This window comes from Pseudomonas sp. B21-031 (assembly GCF_024748985.1).
In the GTDB taxonomy this organism is placed as follows: Bacteria; Pseudomonadota; Gammaproteobacteria; order Pseudomonadales; family Pseudomonadaceae; genus Aquipseudomonas; species Aquipseudomonas kermanshahensis.
The window spans coordinates 4,436,430-4,452,966 of record NZ_CP087181.1 but is presented as its reverse complement, the minus strand read 5'-3'; the positions used below and the strand labels follow the sequence as shown (position 1 = coordinate 4,452,966).

The 16,537-nt window shown below is 61.5% G+C and carries 2 protein-coding genes; one reads left to right on the top strand and one right to left on the bottom strand.

The window, feature by feature from the left end:
• Window positions 1–6: 6 nt before the first annotated feature.
• Window positions 7–13,104 carry a non-ribosomal peptide synthetase gene (locus tag LOY53_RS19830; protein ID WP_258703168.1) on the top strand — a complete coding sequence of 4,366 codons (13,098 nt, stop codon included), beginning with the start codon at window positions 7–9 and terminating at the stop codon, window positions 13,102–13,104.
• Window positions 13,105–13,954: 850 nt separating this feature from the next.
• Here LOY53_RS19830 and LOY53_RS19825 read toward each other — a convergent pair.
• Window positions 13,955–16,420: a TonB-dependent siderophore receptor gene (locus tag LOY53_RS19825; RefSeq protein ID WP_258703167.1), complete on the bottom strand. Its 2,466-nt coding sequence runs from the start codon at window positions 16,418–16,420 to the stop codon at window positions 13,955–13,957.
• Window positions 16,421–16,537 lie beyond the last annotated feature (117 nt).

Here is a 16,537-nt window from a genome sequence, read left to right as displayed (position 1 = left end):
ATGCACATGGATAAAAGAAATTCGGACCTGGTCCAGCGCTTCGTTCGGCTGCCTCTTGCACAGCGCAAGCTCTTTCTCGAAAAGCTGAGTGACAAAGGCATCAGCCTCGCGCAATTGCCCATTCCGGTCGTGCGCCATGAGGTAGAAAGGCCCGAGCTTTCCTATGCCCAGCAACGCCAATGGTTCCTTTGGCAGTGGGAGCCAGACAGCGCGGCCTACAACATTCCCACTGCCTTGAAGTTCAAGGGGGCACTGGACACGACTGCACTGCGGCGCAGTTTTGAAACGCTGATCGCCCGCCATGAGACGCTGCGCACCACCTTCCACCTGGAGGGCGAGCAGGCCGTGCAGCGGCTACACGAAGAACAACCTTTTGAGTTGTCGCTGGAGGACCAGGAACAGGCAGACGAGCAGGCTGTTCGCGGGTGGGTCGAGGCTCAGGCGCGTCAGCCTTTCGACCTGGCCAACGGGCCGCTGCTGCGGGTCAAGTTGTTGCGCCTGGCGGAGCGCGAACATGTGTTGGCGGTAACCCTGCACCACATTGTCTCCGACGGTTGGTCCATGCCGGTGATGGTGGAAGAGCTTGTCCGTCTTTATGAGGGCTACAGCCAAGGCCAGGAAGTTGCGCTGCCGGCGCTGCCCATCCAGTACGCCGACTACGCCATCTGGCAGCGTCGTTGGATGGAAGCTGGGGAGCAGGAGCGCCAGCTGGCCTACTGGAAGGAACAGCTGGGCGATGAACAGCCGGTCCTCGAATTGCACACCGACCGACCGCGCCCAGCCGTACCGAGCGGCGCCGGTGCTTGTGTCGGCATTAGCTTGCCGGCCGAGCTGGCCGCATCGCTCAAGCAATGCGCGCAACAGCAGGGTGTGACATTGTTCATGCTGTTGCTGGCGAGCTTCCAGGTGCTGCTGCACCGGTATTCGGGGCAGGCGGACATTCGTGTGGGTGTGCCTGTGGCCAACCGCAACCGGGTGGAGACGGAGCGCTTGATCGGCTTTTTCGTCAACACACAGGTACTCAGGGCCGAGTTCGCTGCAGATGCCCGCTTCAATGACCTGTTGGCGCAGATCAAACAGCGTGTGCTGGGGGCCCAGGCCCATCAAGACCTGCCATTCGAGCAATTGGTCGAAGCCTTGCAGCCTGAGCGGAGCTTGAGCCATAGCCCCTTGTTCCAGGTGATGTACAACCACCAGACGCAGGTCAAAGGTGAGCGCCACAGCTTGCCCGGCCTTGAGGTCGAAGGGGTGGCCTGGAGCAATGACACGGCCCAGTTCGACCTGAAGCTGGACACCGTCGAGCACGCGGGTGGGATCGAGGCCGCACTGACCTACGCAACCGATTTGTTCGAGGCGCCGACCCTTGAGCTCATGGCGCAACATTGGCGTAACTTGCTGGAAGGTATTGTTAGCCAACCTGGGCAGCAGGTTGCTGATTTGCCTTTGTTGAGCCATCAAGAGCAGCAGGCGATGGTGCAGGGGTGGAACGCCACCGCCGCCGAATTCCCCGTCGAGCGCAGCATTCACTCACTGATCGAAGCCCAGGTGTTCACCACCCCGGACGCCCCGGCGTTGGTGTTCGGCGAGCAGACCCTGAGCTACGCCGAACTCAACGGCAAAGCCAATCAGCTGGCGCACAAGCTGCGTGAACTCGGCGTGGGCCCGGACGTGCTGGTGGGCATCGCCATGGAGCGCAGCCTGGAGATGGTCATCGGCTTGCTGGGTATCGTCAAAGCCGGTGGCGCCTATGTGCCGCTGGACCCGGAGTACCCGCAGGACCGCCTCAGCTACATGTTCGAGGACAGCGGCATCGCCTTACTGCTGACCCAGTCGCACCTGCGCGCTGCCTTGCCGATCCCGGCTGGCCTGCGCAGCCTGGACCTGGACAGCGAAAACCTCGATGGCTACAGCGATGCCAATCCTGGTATCGACGTGGCCCCGCTGAACCTCGCCTATGTGATCTACACCTCCGGCTCCACCGGCCGCCCGAAAGGCGCCGGCAACAGCCACCAGGCACTGGTCAACCGCCTGTGGTGGATGCAGAAGGCCTATGGCCTGGACGCCAGTGACAGCGTGCTGCAGAAAACTCCGTTCAGCTTCGACGTGTCGGTGTGGGAGTTCTTCTGGCCGCTGATGACCGGCGCGCGCCTGGTCATCGCCCAGCCGGGTGCTCACCGCGACCCGCAGCTGCTGGTCGATTCCATCAACCAGAACGCCATCAGCACGCTGCACTTCGTGCCGTCGATGCTGCAGGCGTTCATGACCCACGAGGCGGTGGAAAGCTGCCGCAGCCTCAAGCGTGTGGTGTGCAGTGGCGAGGCATTGCCGGCCGAGCTGGCGCGCCAGACCCTGCAGCGCTTGCCAGCCGCCGGCCTGTACAACCTGTACGGCCCGACCGAAGCGGCCATCGACGTCACCCACTGGACCTGCCGCCCAGACGAAAGCATCAGCGTGCCGATCGGCCAGCCGATCGACAACCTCAAGACCCACATCCTCGAAGGCAGCCTGCAACCGGCGGTACGCGGCAGTGCCGGCGAGCTTTACCTGGGCGGCGTAGGCCTGGCCCGTGGTTACCACCAGCGCCCGGCGCTGACGGCCGAGCGCTTCGTGCCGGACCCGTTCAGCGACAACGGCGGGCGCCTGTACCGTACCGGTGACCTGGCGCGTTACAACGCCGATGGCGTGATCGACTACGCCGGGCGTCTCGACCACCAGGTGAAAATCCGCGGGTTGCGGATTGAACTGGGTGAAATCGAAGCGCGCCTGCTGGAATTGCCAGCGGTGCAGGAAGCGGTGGTGCTGGCCCAGGACGGGCCGAGCGGCAAACAGTTGGTGGGCTATGTGGTACCGGCCGACAGCACGCAAGACGAGGCCGTATTGCGCGACAGCCTGCGTGAGGCCCTCAAGGCCGGCCTGCCGGATTACATGGTGCCCGCGCACCTGCTGCTGCTGGGCAAGCTGCCGGTAACACCGAACGGCAAGCTGGACCGCAAGGCCCTGCCACAACCGGATGCCAGCTTGCTACAAGGCGAGTACGTGGCGCCGCAGAGCGAGCTGGAGCAACAGATCGCAGCGATCTGGGCGGATGTGCTGAAGCTGGAGAAGGTCGGCCTGACCGACAACTTCTTCGAGCTGGGCGGTGATTCGATCATCTCGCTGCAGGTGGTCAGCCGAGCCCGCCAGCAAGCCATCCAGTTCACGCCCAAAGAGCTGTTCCTCAACCAGACCGTACAGGCGCTGGCAGCAGTCGCCCGGCGTGCGTCCCAAAGTGCAATCGATCAGGGCCCGGTGACGGGTGATACGCCCTTGCTACCGATCCAGCACGGGTTCTTCGAGGCGAAGATGCCAGCGCCTCATCACTGGAACCAGTCCGTGTTGCTGGCGCCCCGCGAAACACTGCTGAGCGAACCGCTGAATGCCGCGTTGCTGGCCCTGGTTGAGCATCATGATGCGCTGCGACTGCGCTTCGGGGTGCAGGCCACCTTCGGCCCCCCTGAAACGACCGCGTTGTTGTGGGTCAGGCCTTGTGCGGATGAACAGGCGTTGCATCGCGTTGCCGATGAGGCACACCGTAGCCTGAATCTGGAGCAAGGCCCTCTGCTACGTGCTGTGTTGGTCGAGATGCCCGAGGGTGAGCAGCGCTTGCTGTTGGTCATCCACCATCTGGCGGTGGACGGTGTGTCGTGGCGGGTGCTGCTGGAAGACTTGCAACAGGCCTACCAGTCACTGCGTGCAGGGCAAGCGCTGAAGCTGCCGGCCAAGACCAGTTCGTTCAAGGCCTGGGCAGAGCACTTGCAAGCCTACGCCCAAGGCGCCGAGCTGCAGGCTGAGCTGGGCTACTGGCAGGCGCAGTTGCAGGGCGCCAGCGATACCTTGCCTTGCGACCATCTGCAGGGGGGCAATCAACAGTGTCATGCCGCTTCGGTCAGCACCCGCCTGGACCGGGAAACCACCCGGCAACTGCTGCAGGAGGCCCCAGCAGCCTACCGCACACAGATCAACGACCTGCTGCTGAGCGCCTTGGCGCGCGTGGTTGGGCGTTGGACGGAGCAAGATGAAGTACTGGTGCGCCTGGAAGGCCACGGCCGTGAAGACCTGTTCGATGGCATCGACCTGAGCCGCACGGTGGGCTGGTTCACCAGCATGTACCCGGTCAAGCTCAGCCCCCAGGCTGACGTGGCGAGTTCGATCAAGACCATCAAGGAGCAACTGCGAGCGGTACCGAGCAAAGGCCTGGGCTACGGCGTGCTGCGTTACCTGGGCGGTGCCGAGGCCAAGGCGGCCCTGGCAGCGTTGCCGCAGGGTGAGATCGTGTTCAACTACCTGGGCCAGTTCGATGGCAGTTTCGATGAGGCGGGGTTGTTCGTACCTGCCAAGGAATATGCCGGCGCCCCGCAGGACGCGCAGGCCCCTCTGGGTAGCCTGCTGGCGCTCAACGGGCAGGTTTACGGCGGTGAGCTGAAACTGGGCTGGAACTTCAGCCGGGAGCAATTCGATGAAGCGACGATTGAACGGCTGGCCAATGACTACGCCGAAGAGCTCAAGGCACTGATCGCTCATTGCTGCCAGCCAGAGCACCGCAGCGTTACGCCTTCGGACTTCCCGTTGGCCGGGCTAACCCAGGCGCAACTGGATGGCCTGCTGGTACCGCCGGAGCAGATCGCCGACGTTTACCCGCTGTCACCGATGCAGCAGGGCATGCTGTTCCACACGCTGTACGAGCAGGAAGCCGGCAGCTACATCAACCAACTGCGAGTGGACGTAGACGGGTTGGACGTGGAGCGCTTCAAGCAGGCCTGGCAGGCAGCGTTGGATGCCCATGACATCCTGAGAAGCGGCTTCGTCTGGCAGGGAGAACTGAACCAGGCAGTGCAAGTGGTGCGCAAGCGGGTTGCCCTGCCGTTCAGTACCTTTGACTGGCGCACCCAGCCGATGTTGGAAAGCGCCTTGCATGCGCTGGCTGAAAGCGAGCAGCAGCAGGGGTTCGTGCTGGACGAGGCGCCCTTGTTGCGGTTGGTCCTGGTACGTACGGACGCCGATCGGCATCACTTGATTTGCACCCATCATCACATCCTCATGGATGGCTGGAGCACCTCTCGGCTACTGGGCGAAGTGTTGCAGCGTTACACTGGCCACGCGCTGGCCACGCAGCCTGTGCACTACCGCGATTACATCGGCTGGCTGCAGCAGCAGAGTGCGAGTGCCGCCCAGACCTTCTGGCAGGACCAACTGGCCAGCCTGGAAGAACCGACCCGTCTGGCTCAGGTGCTGCGTAGCGCGTCGGCGCAAGAACTGCCTGGCCAGGGTGAGCTTCATCAAGTGTTCGATCAGGCATTGACCCAGCGCATCGAAGGCTTTGCAAGAGCCAATCGGGTAACCGTCAATACGTTGCTTCAGTCGGCGTGGCTGCTTTTGCTGCAACGCTACACCGGGCAATCCACTGTGTGTTTCGGCGCTACCGTAGCCGGGCGCCCTGCAGAGCTGCCGGGGGTGGAGGAACAGATCGGCCTGTTCATCAATACATTGCCGGTTATTTGTGCACCACGCTCGGAGCAGAGCGTGGCCGAGTGGATCGAACAGGTGCAGGCGAGCAACCTGGCCCTGCGCGAGTTCGAACACACGCCGCTCAATGAGGTTCAGCGCTGGGCAGGCCTGGGGGGTGAGGCGCTGTTCGATACGCTGATGGTGTTCGAGAACTATCCGGTTTCCCAGGCGCTTCAGGAAGGGGCGCCGCAGGGGCTGAGTTTCGGCGTGGTTTCACACCGTGAGAAGACCAACTACCCCTTGACGCTTGCTGCAATGCTTGGGGAAACACTGTCCATCCAGTACAGCTATGACCGCGCGTGCTGGAGCGAAGCCAGTATTCAGCGGGTGTCCGATCACTTGTTCAACCTGCTGCAAGCGCTCATTGCGGATGCAAGCACGGCGCTGGGAGAGCTGTCGTTGCTCGGCAGCACCGAGCGTCAGCAGATCCTCCACGAGTGGAACCGCAGCGAAGCCGTTGCGCTAACCGGCAAGTGCGCTCACCAGTTGATCGAAGCACAGGCACACCAGCGTCCGGATGCGGTGGCGCTGGTGTTCGACGACCAGCAACTGAGCTACCGCGAGCTGGACCTGCGCAGCAACCAGTTGGCGCGTAAGCTCATGGAGCAAGGGGTAGCACCGAACACACTGGTGGGTATTGCTGCCGAACGTGGGCTTGCGCTGGCTGTGGCCTTGATTGCCATCCACAAGGCCGGTGCGGCCTATGTGCCTTTGGACCCGGACTATCCGCAAGATCGGTTGGCCTATCTGATTCAGGACAGTGGCATCGGTGTGCTGCTGGCGGACGCGGCCTCCATGGCGCGTCTGCCAATGCCTGACGGCTTGCCGTGCGTGGGCCTGGAGCAAGGCGGGCAATGGCTGGAGCACCTCAGTGCCCAGCCGCTGGAAACACAGGTCACGCCAGACAGCCTGGCGTATGTGATCTACACCTCGGGCTCCACCGGCATGCCCAAGGGTGTAGCCATTGCTCACCATGCGCTGTCGGTTTTCTGCGAAGTTGCCAGTGGCTACTCGCGCCTGTCAGCCGAAGACCGCGTGTTGCAGTTCGCGACGTTCAGTTTTGATGGGTTCATCGAGCAATTCTTCCCGCCACTGTCCCGGGGGGCTTGCATCGTGATGCGCGGTCAACAGCTCTGGGATACCGACACCTTCAGCCAACAGATCATTCGGCACGGGGTAACCGTCGCCGACCTGCCTGCCGCGTATTGGCGCTTGCTGGCACTCGATCGGCGCAAGCCTGAGGCCTATGGCCAATTGAAGCAGATCCATGTCGGTGGCGAAGCCGTGGCCCTCGATGGCCTTCAAGCCTGGCTGGCAGATGGCCCGCCGGCAGTACGCTTGCTCAACACCTATGGGCCGACTGAAGCCACGGTGGTCGCCACGACCTATGACTGCTCGCGCCTGGTCCATGCCCCGGCGGCAGACAGCGGTGTGCCGATTGGCCGCGCATTGCCTGGGCGGGTCATGCGCGCGCTGGACGGCGGCTTGTCGCCGACCGCGATTGGCGTAGCCGGTGAACTGTACATCGGTGGTGACGGGTGTCTGGCGCGTTGTTACCACCAGCGACCGTCGCTGACGGCAGAACGTTTCATCCCGGACCCATTCGATGAAGTCGGCGGGGGGCGGCTGTACCGCACCGGGGATCTGGGGTATTTCGACGAGCAGGGTGAAATCGCCTACCGCGGCCGTGTTGATCATCAGGTGAAGGTGCGCGGTTTCCGCATTGAGCTAGGAGAGATCGAGCAGCATCTGCAGGCGTATCCGCAGGTGCGCGAGGCCGCCGTGATCGCTGTCGATCAGGCCGCTGGCAAACAGCTGTGCGGCTATGTGGTGCCGACTGATGAAGTCGAGGACGAAAGCGACCTGCGTGCCTCCTTGAAGCAGTACCTGAAGGCCAGCTTGCCGGACTACATGATCCCGACCTACCTGGTGATCATGCAGCACATGCCGATGACGCCAAGCGGCAAGCTGGACCGCAAGCGCTTGCCTGCTGCCGATCACGATCAGTCGCCAAAGGATTATGTTGCCCCGCAGGGCGCGCTTGAGCAGCAACTGGCCGAAATTTGGTCGGGCGTGCTGAAGCTGGAGCAGGTTGGCGTTACCGACAACTTCTTCGAACTGGGTGGCGACTCGATCATTTCCCTGCAGGTGGTCAGCCGCGCCCGTCGGGCTGGCATCCAGTTCTCACCCAAGGAGCTGTTCCAGCATCAGACGATTCAGGAACTGGCCGCGGTGGCCCGGCGAGTCGTCGGCACCTCGATTGATCAAGGCAGGGTGGCGGGATCGTCGCCACTGACACCGATTCAGCAATGGTTCTTCAAAGAGGACATCGCCGCTCGGCATCACTGGAACCAGTCGGTATTGCTGCAACCTGGCGAGGTTATTGTCGCTGAGCAGTTGCATGCGGCGTTGCGCGCGGTGCTCGATCACCACGATGCGCTGCGCATGCGCTTCGAGCAGGTCGAGGGGACGTGGCGAGCCGAGTTCACCGCTGATACGGCTCAGGATTTGGTCTGGGTGCGGACACTGGCCGCCGAAGAAGACCTGCTCGATATCGCAGAGCAGGCGCAGCGCAGCCTGGACCTTGGGCAAGGCCCGCTGTTACGGGGGCTGCTGGTCGGGCTGCCAGATGGCAGCCAGCGCTTGCTGCTAGTGATTCACCACTTGGTGGTGGACGGTGTGTCGTGGCGGTTGCTGCTGGAGGACTTGCAGCAGGCTTACCAAGCACTGAGGAATGGGGAGCCGGTGACCCTGCCGGCCAAGACCAGCTCGCTCAAAACATGGGCCGAGCACCTGCAACACTACGCACAAGGCGAACCCCTGCGTGCCGAATTGACCTACTGGCAAAACCAGCTGCAAGGGGCAAGCGATGAATTGCCTTGCGATCACCCACAAGGTGGCAACCAGCTGCAGCACGCCTCCTCGGTCAGCACCCGCCTGGATCGCGAAACCACGCGACAACTGCTGCAGGACGCCCCGGCTGCCTACCGTACGCAAATCAACGACCTGCTGCTGACCGCCCTGGCACGAGTAGTCAGCCGCTGGACCCAGCGCAGTGACGTATTGGTGCGCCTGGAAGGTCATGGCCGTGAAGACCTGTTCGATGACGTAGACCTGAGCCGTACGGTGGGCTGGTTCACCAGCATGTACCCCGTCAAGCTCAGCCCGCAGGCCGACCTGGCCGGCTCGATCAAAACCATCAAAGAACAGCTGCGAGCAGTGCCGAGCAAAGGCCTGGGTTATGGCCTGCTGCGCTACCTGAGTGGTGCTCAGGCCGCTGAGACGCTGGCTGCGCTGCCGCAGGGCGAGATCGTGTTCAACTACCTGGGGCAGTTCGACGCAAGTTTCGATGAGCAAACAGGGCTGTTCGTACCGGCCAAAGAGTACGGCGGCGCAAGCCATGATGCATGCGCCCCGTTGGGTAGTTTGCTGGCAGTGAACGGGCAGGTGTACGGCGGTGAACTGGAACTGGCCTGGTCGTTCAGTTCGCAGCTGTTCGAACGCTCGACCGTCCGCAGGCTGGCAGATGCCTATGCCGAGGAGCTCAAATCACTGGTAACTCACTGTTGCCAGGAACAACATCGAGGCGTCACACCGTCCGACTTCCCATTGGCCGGCCTGACCCAGGCGCAGCTCGACGGCTTGCCGGTACCTGCCTTGCAGGTCGGCGACATCTATCCGTTGTCGCCCATGCAGCAAGGGATGCTGTTCTACAGTGCACAGGGAGCGGAAGGGGGGATCTACATCAACCAGACTTCGGTGGCGGTGGAAGGCTTGGTGATCGAGCAGTTCGTCGAGGCGTGGAATTTCGTGATCGCGCGTCACGATATCTTGCGTACCGGCTTCTGGTCGGCGGCCCACTTGGCGCAGCCACTGCAGATTGTCCATCGTCATCTGAACTTGCCGATCCGCGTGCTGGACTGGCGCGACCGTACTGTCACGCAAGAGGCCTTGGAGGCGTTGGCCGCGTCAGAGTCGGGTGAAGCGTTCGACATGATGTCGGCGCCCTTGATGCGGGTCATCCTGGTGCGCCTGGACGACCATCGCATGCAATTGATCTGGACCCGTCACCACATTCTGATGGATGGCTGGAGTAACGCCAGACTGCTGGGAGAGGTGTTCCAGGCTTATCATGGGAAGGCTTTCGACAGCCCTAAAGGACGGTTCGGCGATTACATCCGTTGGCTCGAGGGGCAGTCGCAGGCACAGCTGGAAGCATTTTGGAGCAGCAAGCTTGGGGCGCTCGAAGGCCCGACCTTGTTGGCGGACACTCTCGCACCCAAGCCCGCTGGCCAACTGACAGGGCATGCCGCGCTCTACTTGCACTGGGATGCCAAGCGCACCGAGAACCTGCGTGAGCGCGCCCAGCGCCTGCGCGTGACACCCAACACGCTCGTCCAGGCGACCTGGCTGCTATTGTTGCAGCGTTATACCGGCCAACAGACGGTCTGCTTCGGTGCGACCGTGGCGGGCCGCCCCGCCTCTTTGCCGGGTTCCGACGAGATGCTGGGCTTGTTCATCAATACCTTGCCGGTGGTGCAGACGCCAGAGCCGCAGCAAAAGGTCAGTGACTGGTTGCAGCAATTGCAGAGTTACAACCTGGAGCTGCGCGACCACGAACATGCTGCGCTCTCCAACGTGCAACGCTGGGCGGGGCGTCCGGGGCAGCCGTTGTTCGACAGCATCCTGGTCTTTGAAAACTACCCAGTGGGTGAGCGCTTGCAGGGCGATGGCAGCGGTACGCTGCAATTTGGCGAGGTCAATGATCGCGACGTCACCAACTATGCGATGGACCTGGCCGTGCATCTGAATGACACCTTCTCGGTGGAGTTCATGTACCTGCGTAGCCGTTTCACCGAAGCGGCTACCGAAGCCATCCGCAGCAGTTTCGAATGCCTGCTCAGCGCGATGCTGGATGATCCGCATGCCACGATCGGCAACCTGGAAATGCTCAGCGCCGTACAAATAAAGCAAGCGGCTCAGCGCAATCTGTTGCAACCAAGCGAGCCGAATGGCCCTCGGCTTGCGCACCTCATCGCCCGGCATGCGCAGTCATACCCCGATGCGGTGGCGGTCATCTGCGCCGATCAGCAACTGAGCTATGCGCAACTGGAGGACCGTGCCAACCGCCTGGCTCATCACCTGATCGGCCTTGGCGCCCGACCGGAAGTCACCGTGGGGGTGGCCCTGGAACGTTCAGTCGAGGTGATCGTGGCCTTCCTCGCGGTGATGAAGACGGGCGCTGCCTATGTGCCGCTGGACATTGATTATCCTCAGGAGCGCTTGCAGTGGATTGTCGAGGATTCGGCCATGCACTTGCTGCTGACCAGCAGCGCCTTGCGTGAGCGGTTCCCGGAGGTGGAACATTGCGTGGCGCTGGACCGTTTGGCGTTGGCTGAGCAGGCTGCGAGTGTGCCTGAGGTCTCGGTGATGGACGACAACCTTGCCTACCTGATCTACACCTCGGGCTCGACCGGCAAGCCGAAAGGCGTCGCGGTGAGCCATGGCCAGATCCGTATGCACTGCCAGGCTATCGCGCAGCTTTATGAGATGGACGCGTCCACCCGCGAATTGCTGTTCATGTCGTTTGCCTTCGATGGTGCCCAGGAACGCTGGCTGTCGACACTCTCCTCGGGTGGTTGCCTGGTCGTGCGGGACAATCGCTTGTGGACTGCTGAGGAGACCTTGCAGGTGCTGCATGAGCAGCGCATCGACATTGCCTGCTTCCCACCGGCGTACCTGCAGCAAATGGCCGAGTTTGCCGAAAGCCAACAGCAGGCTGCACCGCCTGTGCGCATTTATTGCTTCGGCGGTGATGCAGTGCCTGACGCTTTGTTCGAGTTGGTCAAGCGCACCTTGCAGCCCCAATACCTGACTAACGGTTACGGCCCCACCGAGACCGTGGTCACGCCGCTGCTGTGGAAAGTATCGGCGCAACAGGCCTGCGCCGCGGTCTATGCGCCGATCGGTGAGCGGGTCGGTCAGCGCACACTGCATGTGCTCGACCAGGACCTCAACCCGTTGCCTGATGGGGTGGCTGGAGAGCTGTACATTGGTGGGGAGGGTGTTGCACGAGGTTACCATCAGCGTGCAGCCCTTACTGCCGAGCGCTTCGTTGCCGACCCATTCGGTCAAGGTGCACGCCTGTACCGCACCGGTGACCGAGTACGCCGCCGCGCAGATGGGGTGATCGACTTCATCGGGCGCTTGGACAATCAGCTGAAAATTCGCGGTTTCCGCATTGAGCCGGGTGAGATCGAAGCGCGCTTGCGCAATCTGCCAGAGGTCAGGGATGCGGTGGTTGTTGCACGGGAAGGTGCAACTGGCAAGCAACTGGTCGGTTATGTCGTGACCGGTACAGGCGTAACGACGCCTGGCCAGTTGCGCGATGCCTTGCGTGCTGAGCTTCCGGACTACATGGTGCCAGCACAACTTGTGCTGCTGGCGGCCATGCCCCTTACCCCGAATGGCAAGATCGACCGTAAGGCGCTGCCAGCGCCTGAGCTGGGCGGCCAGCGTGTACGTCTGGCGCCGCGTAACGGCATCGAACGGGTATTGGTGCAGATATGGCAAGACGTGCTGGAGGTGGAGGCGCTGGGCATCGACGACAACTTCTTCGAACTGGGCGGCGACTCACTGCGTGTGCTGAAAATGCTGTCAAAAGTACGCAGCCACGATGATCTGCCCATCGAGTTGAAGCTGCGCGATGTGATGGCCAAGCCGACAATCGGTGAGCTGTCTGGCTATTCGGCCGATGAGGCAAGCCTTGACCCACTGCTATTGCTCAACACCCGTGTCGATCAGGCACCGCCGCTGTTCTGCCTGCATGCCGGCTTTGGTACCGTGTTCGATTACGAGCCTCTGGCTCGCCGCCTGGATGGGTATTGCAGTGTCTACGGTATCCAGTGCCGCATGTTGCTTGACCGCGAATGGCAAGACGATTCGCTCCAGTCGATGGCGATTGAGTATGCGCAGTACATTCGCCAGAAGCAGCCCGAAGGGCCGTATCGGTTGGCGGGCTGGTCGCTGGGTGGGGCGTTGGCGGTACTTGTCACCCAAGAGCTGGAAAACCAGGGGCAGAAGGTCGCATTGCTTGGTTTGGTTGACAGCTTCATTCCGGCAGGCCTGCGCGAGTCGTTCTCTGATGACTGGAGCCAGGATTTGCAGGGCTTCCTGAGTGTGGTTCTGGGAGGGGCCAAGGACGACCTGGCGGTGCCTGGCGTTTCTGCCGACAGCGACGTCGTTCATTTGCAGGGTGTGATCGATCAGGTCCGTTCGGCCCAGGCGCTGCAATCGGCCTATGCCGAAATCGACAGTGCCGAACTGGCTCATACCTTCGTCGTGGCCATGCGTTTGAAAGCGTTGTCGCAGCAGCTGGCCGGGCTTCCGCAGACCAAGGCTATGGCGCATTGCTGGTGGGCTGGGAACACGGCCGGCGCGGTGCTGGGAGACGCAGTCCATTGTCAGGTGGACGCTGGCCATTACGACATCCTCAAGGCCTCTGAGGTGATTGAAGGGCTGGCAGTGCAGTTGATTCAGGAGGGTTCAATGGTGGAGTGAGGCTAGCTTCCCGTTTTTTGGGGGGCTTGTTGCTGGATCTTATGCGCCGTTGAGATCGAGCGCCGCCTGCGCGGCGCTTCGCAGCACAAGGCTGCTCCTACAGCTTTTTCGGGCCAGTGAGTCCTGAGCGCGCGTTCCTTTGGCGTCCACCTCGATATCGTGTGGAACAAACAAGGCGGTCGCGCGCGCAGGTACAGGCGTAATTGTCCCGAAACAGCTGTAGGAGCAGCCTTGTGCTGCGAAGCGCCGCGCGGGCGGCGCTCGATTTGCGCCCCCCTCAGAACCCAAGACAAGCACCTGGCAGCCTTCACCCTATTTCTCGCCAAACACATCGCAGCCGCGATTCCCCGGCATCACGTGAAGCCCCTTTTTTGGGGACTTGTTGCTGGATCTTCTGCGCCGTTGAGATCGAGCGCCGCCTGCGCGGCGCTTCGCAGCACAAGGCTGCTCCTACAGCTTTTTCGGGCCAGTGAGTCCTGAGCGCGCGTCCCTTTGGCGTCCACCTCGATATCGTGTGGAACAAACAAGGCGGTCGTGCGCGCAGGTACAGGCGTAATTGGCCCGAAACAGCTGTAGGAGCAGCCTTGTGCTGCGAAGCGCCGCGCGGGCGGCGCTCGATTTGCGCCCCCCCGCTCAGAACCCAAGACAAGCACCTGGCAGCCTTCACCCTATCTCTCGCCAAACACATCGCAGCCGCGATTCCCCGGCATCACGTCAAGCCCCTTTTTTTTGAGGCACCAGCGTGGTCATGCGTTTGCGCGGGGGGCGGGCCACAGGCGAGGAGGGAGGTGATGCGAATGCTGTACGAGCGGGGAAAACCCCTGGCGTTGACGCCAGGGGCCAAGGAGGATCAGAAGTCGTAACGCAGGTTCATCTGAGCATTGCGTGGCGCACCGTAGTGGCCGTAGTTGCCCGCGAAGCCGGCGTAGTATTTCTCATCGAAGAGGTTGTTGAGGTTCAGCGTTGTCGATAGATGGTCGGTGATCTGGTAACGCGCCATCAGGCTGGCGACGTAGTAGTCATCCTGGGTCGCCCGGGTCTTGTACGACGAGAAGTACAATGAAGTGCCAGAGTTCCAGTTAAGGCCACCCCCTACGGTCAGCTTGTCGAACTCACCCGGCAGGCGGTATGTGGTCCAGAAACGCAGGGAATCCATCGGCAGTTGCGTCAACATGCGATCGCCGTCGCCGTTCTCGGTCCTGGAATAGCTGTAGCCGGTTTGCACATTCCAGCCTGGCAGGATTTCACCCGTGAGCTCAAGGTCAACACCTCTGGTTTTAGCACCGTTGACAGCTTTATACGCCTCTTCGCCATTCGTGCTGTCGGGGATGGTCTGGCCAGTACGCTCTGCCAGGTTGTCCCTTTCAATCCAGTAGACTGCTGCGCTGGCATTCAAGCGGCTGTCGAAGAACTCACCTTTCCAGCCCATCTCATAGTTCTTGCCAAGCACGGGGTCCAGTACCTTGCCTTCGATGTCACGTGCAGACTGGGGCTTGAAGATGTCGGTGTAGCTGACATACACCGACTGTTCGGGCGTGAGGTCGTAGACGAGCCCTGCATAGGGGGTAACCACGCCGGTTTCGCCAATGTGATAGTCGGTCGGCGCACGGGCGATGGTGAGTACTTTTGAGTAGTAGTTGTAGCTGTAGTTGGTCCCGCGGGCGCCGAGGATCAGGTGAAGCTGGTCGGTGAAGTTAAGGCGTGTGGCGGCGAAGTAGCCGCTTTGCCGTGAGTTGATGTTGAAGTCCAGCAGCGGAATGTAACTGTCGGGCTTCTCCATGTAATTGTCCCAGCTGCCGAAGTTGAAGCTGTTCGACCCTGAGCCTATAGCAGAGAAGTGATCGTTGTTGTACTCGTTCCAGTTCCAGCCGAAGATCAAATCATGCGTTTGTCCGAGCAGCTCGAAGGGGCCTTGCAGGGTGACATCCACGCCTTTCTGGACTTGTTCGGCATGCGCCTTGCCAATGTCTGCAGATGCCTCGAGGGTCACCGGATCCAGCGATGAGGTGCCACTGGCGGTTTCATAGGTGGCATCGGCAAAATCACGGTCCACGTCCATGTAGTTGGCAGCGACCTTGAATTCCCAGTCGTTGGCCAGCTTCTGCTCGACATTGAGGGTGTAGTTCAGCGTCTCATAATCGTCGAATGCCCAGCGCGCGCCGGAGCTGGTGGAGCGAGAAAAGTTGGTCTGTTGGCCGTTGCTGTACATCAACGGTACGCCAGGGGCGCCATTGGCCTTGTACTTTTGATAATCGACGCCGAAACGTACCAGGGTGGAATCGGTCATGTCGGCTTCGACGACGCCGTAGACAATGTCCTTGCGCTGGCTGTACCAGTCCATGAAGGAGTTATTGTCTTGCTTGGCTGCGACGAAGCGGCCACGCACATTGCCGCTGTCAGTCAGCGGCCCGGACACGTCCGCCTCCAGGCGGTTGTAATCCCACGACCCTACACCAGCCTGCACATAAGACTGAAAGTGGCGTGTGGGGCGTTTGTGAATGATGTTGACTACACCACTTGGGTCGCCGGCACCGGTCATCAAACCGGTCGCACCCCTGACCACTTCAATTCGGTCGTAAAGCGCCGTGTCGAAAAACGTGCTCGGCAGGGTGCGGGTCTGGTTTTCCTGGGTCGTGGTGACGCCATCGATCTGATAGGTGTTGATCTGGCTGCCGCGGGAATAAATGTTGAACCGCTCGCCGCCATCCTGGGACATGGTAATGCCAGGGGTTTGGGTCAGCACATCGGTCATGCTGTGAAGCTGTTGGTCATCCATACGCTGGCGGGTGATGACGCTGATCGACTGCGGGGTTTCGCGAAGCGACAGGTTCATCTTGGTGGCAGTGTTGGTGACCCCAGTGGTGTAGGAGCCAGTGCCCTCTGTGGTCGACCCTAGCGCGTGGCTATTCACGTTGGTTGGCGACAACTCCATCTGGCCTTCGGCATTCGCTGCGGCGGTTACGGTGACCGTATTGCCATCAATCTGGTAACGCAGCCCCGTCCCTTGCAGCAGCGTGCGCAGCGAGGACTGCAAATCATGCCGCCCCTTGAGCGCCGAAGAACGCAGCCCGCTGATGTCTTCCGGGCTGTACAGCAGTTGAGTATCCGTCTGCTTGGCCAGCGCCTGCAGCGCCGAGTTCATCGACTGCGCCGGAATATCCAGGGTCCATTCCTGCGCCTGCACTTGTGCAACCAGCGCAGAGGACAGCGCCAGGCCCAGGCCAATGCGTGACAGCGCACGCTGGGGGCGAAGGGAATGACGAATCAGTAAGGCTTTGGCAAGCGGGTTGAGCGCAGTGGGCAATGGCATGGACATCTGTTGCGTTCTCGTTGGCAGAGGGGTTTTTTTCTATGTGCTGTATGTGACGCAGCACCTGTGAAAAACCGGAACGATTCTTATTGACTGTTTTTCTACAGGTGCTGTTAACCGCGT

Excerpts from the sequence above, each read along its gene's own strand:
- LOY53_RS19830 (WP_258703168.1), top strand. The coding sequence starts at position 7 with ATGGATAAAAGAAATTCGGACCTGGTCCAGCGCTTCGTTCGGCTGCCT.
- LOY53_RS19825 (WP_258703167.1), bottom strand. The coding sequence starts at position 16,420 with ATGTCCATGCCATTGCCCACTGCGCTCAACCCGCTTGCCAAAGCCTTA.